The sequence below is a fragment of the Mesorhizobium sp. M7A.F.Ca.CA.002.15.2.1 genome, from assembly GCF_003998715.1.
GTDB classification, from domain to species: domain Bacteria; phylum Pseudomonadota; class Alphaproteobacteria; order Rhizobiales; family Rhizobiaceae; genus Mesorhizobium; species Mesorhizobium ciceri.
Window position 1 is genome coordinate 1 of record NZ_RZPI01000152.1, and the last position, 9,422, is coordinate 9,422.

Sequence of the window (9,422 nt, forward strand, 5' to 3'; positions counted from 1 at the left end):
GTCTTCGGTCATCAACACAGGCCTTCCGGCCGGGCCGTCCGAAGCGATCATCTTTGCCGATGACAGCGTCGACGGCGGGCTTGCCGCGCTCGACCTGTTGATCGAAGCCGAGCACGGGCCGGATTCCTCGGCCTATCTGGTGACGCACAGCCGCAAGGTCGCCGAAGCCGCATTGGCTGCAATCCCGGAGCATTGGTCGCGGATGACCGAGCAGCGTGTCGAGTTTTCACGCGCGGTGCTGACCGGCAAGCGCGGTGGCATCGTGCTGACCGCGTCGCTGGAAGACAGCTACCGCTTCATCAACGACTATGCGCCCGAACATCTCGAGATCCTGTCGAAGGAGCCGTTCGCGCATCTCGGGCGCATCACGGAGGCGGCTGAAATCCTGATGGGGCCGCACACGCCGGTGACGCTGGCCAATTTCGTGCTTGGACCCAATGCGGTGCTGCCGACCAGCCGTTGGGCGCGGACCTACGGGCCGCTTTCGGTGACGGATTTCGTCAAGCGCTCGTCGGTCGGCTATGTCACCTCGGTGGCCTATCCGGAACTCGCTCTGCACGCCCGCAGGCTCGCCCGCTACGAGGGCTTCAGCTCGCATGAGAACGCGGTCTCGGAGATCCGCGACCGCTATCTTGCCGGCTGAGCGGAACCGATCGAGATGAAGGCGGCACGACTTTACGGGCCCGGCGATCTGCGCGTCGAGGACATCGCGACGCCGGGCGCGCCGGATGCAGGCTGGGTGAAGCTCAGGGTCGATGCCGCCGGCATCTGCGGTTCGGACCTGCATAATTTCCGCACGGGACAGTGGATAAGCCGGTCGCCTTCGACGGCCGGCCATGAACTCACCGGCACGGTGACCGCCACCGGCGCGGGCGTCGACGCCTTCGCTATCGGTGACAGGGTTGTCGCCGATTCCCGCTTCTGGTGCGGAGACTGCGCGCAATGCCAAGCCGGCAGGCGTCATCTCTGCGCGTCACTGGGCTTCGTCGGAGAAATCTGCGACGGCGGATTTGCCGAACAGGCCGTGCTGCCCGCACGGCTTTTGCATATCATCGATGCCGGGCTCGACGAGCGGGTCGCGGCAATGGCCGAGCCGCTGGCGGTGGCGCTGCACGCGGTGCGGCGCCTGCCGAAAACGACAGGCTTCGTGCTGGTCGTCGGCTGCGGGCCGATCGGCGGTCTTGCCGCCCTGCTGTTGTCGCGGACCTTCGCCGGCACCGTGCTGATCGCCGACCGCAACCAGAGCCGCTGCGCCCGGGTGGCGCGGGTGACGGGTGCCCGGATCGTCGATCTGAGCCGGGACGCCGTTGCCGCCGCAACTGCCAATGCCCCGCTGCTCGCGGCCATCGAGGCGACCGGCAGCGTCGCGGCGCTCAATCAGCTGCTCGGCGTTCTCGATCCCGGCGGTACGATCGCCATGGTCGGCATCTTCCACGGCCGCCTCGACATTGATCCCAATACGCTGGTCGAACGCGAAATCGGGTTGCTGGGATGCCATGCCTTTGCCGACGAACTGCCCGAGGCCGTGCGGATGCTGGGTGAATTGAGCGAACCGCTGCTGGCGCTGATCGACCAGGAGATCGGCCTGGATGACATTCCGGCTGCCTATGAGCGGCTGTTGGCGGGGCGCAGCGACGGCTTGAAAACAATCATCCGCATGCGGCAACCTGTCGAGTCGTGATTTCCGATGAATCGCCGGAAAGGACTTTTGAAATGATCACTTTGCCCGACACCGCCAGCCCTCTTTACGAGAAGGTGAAGGACTACATCCTGGCAAACATCGGAACGGGCCGGTGGGGCAAAGATCGCAAGCTGCCGTCCGAGAATGAGTTGGTCGCTTCACTCGGCGTCTCGCGGATGACGGTTCACCGGGCGCTCAGAGAATTGACCTCGGCCGGGTTTCTGATCCGCCTGCAAGGTGTGGGAACCTTCATCGCGCCACCGCGGCCACAGTCGACGCTGATCGAGATCAACAACATCGCAGCCGAGATCGTCGAGCGCGGCAACAGACATCGTTCCGAAGTCCTCGTCCTCGAAACCATCATGCCGACAAAAGAGCTGGCGCTGTCGTTCGAATTTCCAAAGCGCGTCTCGATCTATCATTCCGTCGTCGTCAATTTCGAGAACGATCTGCCGGTGCAACTCGAAGAGCGCTTCGTCAATCCGAGCCTTATCCCCGACTATGACAAGCAGGATTTTTCGAAGACGGCGACCTATGACTACCTCATGCAGAAAACCCCGGTGACCGAGGTCGAGCATATCATTTCCGCCATCCCGGCGGATGCCGAGACGGCGCGGCATCTGGGCATCGATGTCGGCGCCTGCTGCCTTTTCCTGCACCGCCGGACATGGACGGGCGCGGTGGTGGCGACGATCAGCAAGCTGACTTATGCCGGCAGCCGCTACTCGCTCGGCAGCCGCTATTCCCCTTCAAAAAGCAGCTGACGGAAGCAGGTCGAATGCAAGAGCGACAGATGACGCCGGCACCGAGCCGCACGGCGCGGATCCGGGCACTCGCGCAGCATGATGTTGCCGAAGCACAAAGCGCGCTGGCGGCATTGCTGGGCGACCTGTTCGCGATGCGCCCCCGCAATGTCCGCATCAACTTCGATAAATACAGCCTCAATTCGTTGAACGGCTTCTTCGAGGACGACGGCAAGGCCTACTTCTTCAAGTTCCATCAGGAGGAGCGGGAAGAGGCGATGACGGGCGAGTATTACCGCGCCGAGATTCTGTCGCGCGCCGGCCTGCCGGTTGATCAACCCGTGCATATGTCGGCCCAACCGGGCGAGCAGATCCTTGTCTATCGGCGGCGCACGGATCCGAGGTTTTCGGATGTGCTGTTCGCGCTGGATGCGCAGGACGATGCCGGCAAACGGCGAGAAGCCGTTCTTGCCGAGCGCGACCTGTCGGCCAGGCTGCTCAAGGTCTATCTCGAAACGCTGCATCCGGTAACCGTCGAGGAGGTGGCGGCGGAACCGATCCACAGGCTGTTTCATGAGCGGCTGATCGATGCCGAGACACGCTTGTCGCCAGGCGGCCGGCTGGCCGATTTCTATGTCGGCAAGCCGTTCGTCTTTCCCGGTGCCGAGCTGGATTGGGATCGGTTTTCCCGGCTGAAATTCGTCATCAATGGCGAGCAGTACACCGACAGCGTCGGTGAGCTTTTCGATGCCGCCGCAGTGCGCTTGCGGCCGGACCGGCTTGCCGATGCAGGCGGCGTGGTCGCGCATGGCGACGCCCACAACGCCAATGTCTGGTACACGGCGAAGGCGGGGAGGGCGGAGCTGTCCTTCTTCGATCCTGCCTTTGCAGGCTCGCATATCCCGACGCTGCTGGCGGAGGTGAAGGCGACGTTCCACAACATCTTCGCCCACCCGTTCTGGCTCTATGATCCGGCGACCGCGACCGAGGCTTTTCGCGCCCATGCGCGGCTGGACGGAAACCTGCTCCATGTCGACACGGACTGGGACCTGAGCCCGGTCCGCCGCGACCTGCTGGAGGTCAAGGCCACAGCGCTGTGGCGGCCATTGCTGCTTGAGCTCAAACGGCGCGGCATGCTGCCGGCCGATTGGCGCGCGGTGCTCCGGGCCGGTCTCTTCCTGTCGCCGACGCTGGTCATGAACCTGCGCGCCGGCGCACGCAGCCACACGCCGGTTTCTTCCCTTATTGCCTTTTCGGTGGCGGTCATGGTCGGCAGCGAACCTGTTGCCGGAACCGATCGGGTGACCGATTTTCTAGACCGGATCGATCCCGGAGCGCGTAAAAATTGAGTCTTTCCAACTTGTATATGCATGTATGTATTTTAGCCTTGACATCCGCTCCCGCTGACGCTGAAATATCCGCGCACTTCACCATGAAGTGGCAGGTAAGACGCCGAGGCACAGTGCCGCAAGAGCAGAAACCCGCAGTCTCACCGGACCGGCTACCTCAGTCAGAAAAAGCGGTCCGATCATCAAGGGGAACAAGGATGATGCGTAACCTAACAGGACAATTTCGCGCGCTCGTGATGGCCGCCGCCATCGGGCTCGCCGCCGCCCCGGCGGCCTACGCGGCCGATGCGGCCATTCCCACCACGCCCGAGGCAGGAGCGTTCAAGATCGGCATCGAGCCCTGGCTCGGCTATGGCCAGTGGCATGTCGCCGAGGCCAAGGGCCTGTTCAAGACGAACGGGCTGAGCGACGTCCAGATCGTCAACTTCGCCGAGGACAAGGACATCAATGCAGCACTTGCAAGCGGCCAGCTCGACGCCGCCAACATCGCCACCCACACGGCGATGGGCATGGTTGCGGCCGGCCTGCCGGTGAAGATCGTGCTGCTGCTCGACGTCTCCATGACCGCCGACGCGATCATCGCTGGCAAGGACGTCACCTCCATCGCGGACCTCAAGGGCAAGCAGGTGGCCTTCGAGGAAGGCACGACGAGCGACATCCTGCTCAAATACGCGCTCACCAGGAACGGCATGTCGATCGACGATGTGAAGCCGGTTCCGATGCCTGCGTCCGACGCCGGCAGCGCCTTGATCGCCGGCCAGGTGCCGGTCGCGGTGACCTATGAACCGTACCTCACCGTCGCCATGGCGCAGAACAAGGACCTCAAGCTGCTGTTCACCGCCGGCGAGGATCCCGGCCTGATCAGCGACGTGCTGGTGGTGCGTGACGAGGTGATCAAGTCGCGGCCCGGCCAAGTGCTGGCCATGATCAAAAGCTGGGACGCAGCGCTCAAGGACTACAATGCCGATACGCCCGGTGGGCGCGCCATCATCGCCAAGGCTGTCGGTTCGGACGTCAAGGACCTCAACACCGCCTTTGACGGCGTGCGTTACTACTCACTCGCCGAAAACAAGGCGGCGCTGACCGGTGATTTCACCACCAAGACCTTCGCCGATGTCGAAGCCGCCGCCAAGAACGCCAAGCTGCTGCAGGCCGATGTGACGCCGGAGCAGATGATCGACCCGTCGTTCGTCAAGGCGGCGGAATGACCAAGGCCGGATCGCGGTGGTGACGCAGATGCCCGGGGAGCGTCCCGCTCAAACGGATCCGGCTCGTCCCACGAAACAGGCGAGGCGTCGCCGATCCTCCGGCATCGGCGTGCCCATCGCCAGGTCGCGCTTCCTGGTGATCGCGGTGGCCGTGTTCGTCGGGCTCGGCCTTGCCTGGTGGGCGGCGACCGGACTGGGATTGGTAAAGCCGATCTTCCTGCCATCGCCGGGCAGCGTCGCTATGCAGATCGCCAAGCTCGCGGCCGACGGCACGTTGTGGCTGGACCTCAAAGCCTCGATGTACCGTATCTCCATCGGCTTCCTCATCGCCTCGGCCCTGTCGATACCGATCGGCGTGCTGATTGGCAGTTTCCGTTCCTGGGAAGCGGCCATCGAGCCGCTGGTGGATTTCATCCGCTACATGCCGGTCGTCGCTTTCGTGCCGCTCTCCATCCTTTGGGCTGGCACCGGCGATTCGCAGAAATTCCTGATCATCTTCATCGGCACGTTCTTCCAGCAGGTGCTGATGATCATGGACAATGTAAAACGGGTTCCAGCCGATTTCATCGGCCTTGGGCGCACGCTAGGCCTGCCGGATCGCAAGATCCTGACGCGCATCGTCGTGCCCAGCGCCTTGCCGGGCATCTGGGATACGCTGCGCATCAGCTTGGGCTGGGCATGGACCTGGCTGGTGCTGGCCGAACTCGTCGCCGCCACTTCGGGGCTCGGCTATCGCATCACCGTGTCCCAGCGCTATTTCCAGACCAACACCATCATCGGCTACATCCTGCTGCTCGGCCTGCTCGGCCTCATCACCGACCAGGTGATGAAGGCGCTGGAAAAGGTGCTGTTCAAGCAAGAGGGCCGCTCGCAATGAGGTCCAGCCGATGAGCCCCAAATTGCGGATCGCCGGTCTCCACAAGAGCTTCGGCACGGGCGAGCGGCGCACGGAAGTGCTGCGCGGTATCAACCTGGATCTTGCCGACAACGAGTTTGTCTCCCTGGTCGGCACGTCGGGCTGCGGCAAGAGCACGCTGCTGTCGATCGTGGCCGGACTGCAGGACTTCGACGCGGGCGATCTCAGCATCGATGGCGCGCCGATCCTGCAGCCTGGACTCGACCGTGGCGTCGTCTTTCAGTCCTACACGCTGCTTCCCTGGCTGACGGCGCGGCAGAACATCGAGTTTGCGCTCAAGGCCGCTGGTTACGATCGCCCGACCTGCCGCAGGATCGCGCTGGAGCATCTCGAACTCGTCAAGCTGTCTGGTAGTGCGGACCGCTATCCAGCCGAACTCTCGGGCGGCATGAAACAACGCGTCGCCATTGCGCGCGCGCTTTCCTACCGGCCCAAGATGCTGTTGATGGACGAGCCCTTCGGCGCGCTCGATGCCTTGACCCGGCATCAGATGCAGGAACTGCTGACCCAGATCTGGGAGGAACACAGGTTGACCGTCCTGTTTGTCACCCATGATGTGGAGGAGGCCGTCTATCTGTCGGACCGCATCGTCGTCATGGGCATCGGCCCGGGACGTATCACGCAGACATTCAACGTGGATATCGAGCGCCCGCGCCGCGAAGAGGTGATGGAAAGCCCTGTATTCATGGATCTGCAACGCGGCGTGCACAAGGCCATCCGCGAGGGTTCAAAACGCCCCGAAATGGCCTAGGCGCCTGCGGTCGTTTGCAGGTCCAATCACGTCGCCTTGCCGACTGCCGCGTCCAGTTCCAGCTCGCCTTCGGAAATGTCGTCGAACGAGGCGTAGTTCATGTTGTAGAGGCGGGCGTAGAGGCCTTTTCTTGCCATCAGCTGTTCGTGGTTGCCGCTTTCGACGATCTCGCCGTTCTGCAGCACGATGATGCGGTCGGCGCCGCGGATAGTGGCCAGACGGTGGGCGATGACCAGCCCGGTGCGGCCTTCCAGCAGCGTGATCAGCGCCTTCTGGATCAGCATCTCGGTGTAGGAATCGATGCTGGCCGTGGCTTCGTCGAGCACCAGGATCTTTGCATCCGCCACCAGCGCGCGCGCGAAGCTGATCAGCTGGCGCTGGCCCAGCGAGAGATTGCCGCCGCGCTGCTCGAGTTCGGTATCGTAGCCATCTGGCAGGTTCTCGATGAAATCGTGCGCGCCGACGGCTTGTGCGGCGCGGACCACCTCCTCGCGGCTGGCTGATGTCTTGTGGTAGCGGATGTTTTCCAGCACCGAGCCGGAGAACAGGAACGGCTCCTGCAGCACCATCGCCACCTGATCGCCGAGCGAATCCTGGGTGAGGTCACGCACATCATGGCCGCCGACCAGAACCTCACCCGACCAGACATCGTAGAAGCGGTGCACCAGCGCCATCGAGCTGGATTTGCCCGATCCGGTCGGGCCGACAAGGGCTACGGTCTCGCCCGGGTTGACGCGGAAGGAGATGTTCTTCAGCACCGGCTGGTTCGGCCTATAACCGAAAGTGACGTTCCTGAACTCGACCGAGCCGTCCATATCGCGCGACAGCGCCACCGCACCTTGCCTGTCGCTGACATCGACCGGCACGTCGAGCACTTCGGAGATGCGCTGGCCCGAAGCCATGGCGCGCTGCATGACGCTGTATTGCATGGTCAGCGAGCGGATCGGGTCGAAGAAGCGCTGGATGTAGAACAGGAACGCCACCATGACGCCGATGTCGAGGCTGTGCGAGAGCACCATCGACCCGCCGACGACGATGACAGTTGCCATGGCGATGCCGGTCAGCGTGTCGACGATCGGCACCATTACCTGCGCGTATTTCGCCGACCTCAAATGGGCATTGAGGTTGGCCAGCACCTTTTCGTCGTAGAGGTCGAAATTGACGTGCTGGCGCTCGAGGCTCTGCACCGTGCGCACGCCATGGATGCCTTCGGCCAGTGCGCCGTTGGCGATCGAGTTGGTTTCGTGCGCGGCCATGAAGGCGACTTTGGCGCGCGGCAGCCAGAAAAGGCGCACGATGAACAGCACCGGCATGGTCGACAGCGTCAGCAGGCCCAGTCGGAAATCGAGCCACAAAAGCACGCTGACGATGCCGAACAACAGCACGATGTCGCCTACCGACATCACCGATGTTTCGAGGAATTCCTGCATCGAATTGACGTCGCCCTGCAGGCGCGACATCAGCCGGCCGACCTCGGTCTTGTCCATGAAGCTCAGCGAGACCCGTTGCAGATGGCTGAACATGGCGCGGCGCAGGTCCGACAGCACGTTTTCGGCCACCTTGCCGACGACGCTTTCCTGCACATAGCTGGCAGCATAGTTGATCAGGATGATCACGGCGAAAGCGCTGATCGCGGCGATCATTACCGATTGGTCGAGCTTGCCAGCCGTCATGCCGTGGTCGATGGCGTAGCGGATGACCAGCGGGATCGCCAGCTGGGTCAGCGTGAACACCAGCACCGCGGCGACTGAGATGAAAATCCGGTTCTGATACGGCCTCACGAAGCTCCAGATACGCCGCACGATGCGAGGGTCATAAGCTTTGCCGAAGACCTCTTCGTCGTCGCGGTGCGAGCCCACGACCGCCTTTGTCGGTGGCCCGCTGGTGTCTTCCTCCTCGTCGTCGGCCGGTGTCTGCATCACGCGGCTCCCGCCACGGGCCGCTCATCGTCCGGCCGCAACTGCAGGTCATGGAGCGCGCGGTAGCGTCCACCGAGCGCCAGCAACTCCTCATGCGTGCCGCGCTCGACGATCCGGCCGCCCTCGACGAACAGGATCTGGTCGGCATGCATCAGCGAACTCAGCCGGTGCGAGATGATGAGCGTCACGCGATCCCTGGCGAAGCGTTTCATCGCTGCCCGGATACGCTGTTCGGTGCCGGCGTCGATGGCCGCGGTGGAATCATCGAAGACCAGCACGGACGGCCGCAGCATCAGGCTGCGGGCGATGGTCAGGCGCTGCCGCTGGCCACCGGAAAGCGACGCGCCGCGCTCGCCGACGACTGTGGTGTAACCGGCTGGGAGGCCCATGATGTAATTGTGCAATTGGGCGTACTCGGCTGCCTGCCCGATGCGGGTCTCGCGCGCCCAGGGATTGCCGTAGGCGATGTTGTTCTCGATCGAGGTGGTGAACAGGAACGCGTCCTGCTGCACGACGCCGACGGCCTTGCGCAACGATTGCAGCGTCACCTTGCGGATGTCCTGGCCGTCGATGGTTATCGCGCCTGAGGTGACGTCGTAGAAGCGCGGGATCAGGTGCGCGATGGTCGACTTGCCGCTGCCTGGCGGGCCGACGATGCCGATGGTCTCGCCGGACCTCGCCTCGAAGGAGATGCCCGACAGAGTCGGCCGGTCGCCCGCGCCCTCGTAGCGGAAGCCGACATTGTGGAAGCGCAGCACGCCATCGGTGACGACGAGATCCTTGGCGCCGGGCGCGTCCTCGATGTCGAGCTCGGCGTCGAGCAGTTCGAATAGCCGGCTGCCGCAGGTCGAGGCG

9 protein-coding genes are annotated in these 9,422 nt (G+C 63.5%); 7 read left to right on the top strand and 2 right to left on the bottom strand.

Going from position 1 to position 9,422, the window contains the following annotated elements; genetic code table 11:
- From ENZ74_RS11460 to ENZ74_RS11490, 7 genes are all read left to right on the top strand, one after another.
- Positions 1–643: histidinol dehydrogenase (locus ENZ74_RS11460; protein WP_206522274.1), on the top strand; the 643-nt coding region annotated here is incomplete at its 5' end.
- A 15-nt stretch (positions 644–658) separates the two neighbouring features.
- Positions 659–1,681 (top strand): zinc-binding dehydrogenase, encoded by a 1,023-nt coding sequence (locus ENZ74_RS11465; RefSeq protein ID WP_063168691.1) that lies wholly within the window; start codon positions 659–661, stop codon positions 1,679–1,681.
- Between the two features lie 32 nt (positions 1,682–1,713).
- On the top strand, positions 1,714–2,445 hold the full coding sequence (hutC, locus tag ENZ74_RS11470; RefSeq protein WP_013530484.1) for a histidine utilization repressor: 732 nt from the start codon (positions 1,714–1,716) through the stop codon (positions 2,443–2,445).
- Between the two features lie 29 nt (positions 2,446–2,474).
- Positions 2,475–3,773, top strand: coding sequence for a hypothetical protein (locus ENZ74_RS11475; RefSeq protein ID WP_063168690.1), 1,299 nt, complete (start codon positions 2,475–2,477; stop codon positions 3,771–3,773).
- Between the two features lie 197 nt (positions 3,774–3,970).
- Positions 3,971–4,981, top strand: coding sequence for an ABC transporter substrate-binding protein (locus ENZ74_RS11480; RefSeq protein WP_164745972.1), 1,011 nt, complete (start codon positions 3,971–3,973; stop codon positions 4,979–4,981).
- 109 nt (positions 4,982–5,090) lie between these two features.
- Positions 5,091–5,858, top strand: a complete 768-nt coding sequence (locus ENZ74_RS11485) for an ABC transporter permease (protein ID WP_027160903.1) — start codon at positions 5,091–5,093, stop codon at positions 5,856–5,858.
- Positions 5,859–5,868: 10 nt separating this feature from the next.
- Complete coding sequence (locus ENZ74_RS11490; RefSeq protein WP_063168688.1) at positions 5,869–6,648, top strand: ABC transporter ATP-binding protein; 780 nt, start codon at positions 5,869–5,871, stop codon at positions 6,646–6,648.
- A 26-nt stretch (positions 6,649–6,674) separates the two neighbouring features.
- Here the strand turns inward: ENZ74_RS11490 and ENZ74_RS11495 are convergent, their stop codons facing one another.
- Together ENZ74_RS11495 and ENZ74_RS11500 are read right to left on the bottom strand one after the other, a co-directional pair.
- Positions 6,675–8,567: an ABC transporter ATP-binding protein gene (locus ENZ74_RS11495; RefSeq protein ID WP_063168687.1), complete on the bottom strand. Its 1,893-nt coding sequence runs from the start codon at positions 8,565–8,567 to the stop codon at positions 6,675–6,677.
- The coding region (locus tag ENZ74_RS11500) for an ABC transporter ATP-binding protein (RefSeq protein WP_164761000.1) at positions 8,567–9,422 on the bottom strand (856 nt) is incomplete at its 5' end. The genes ENZ74_RS11495 and ENZ74_RS11500, both read right to left, overlap by 1 nt.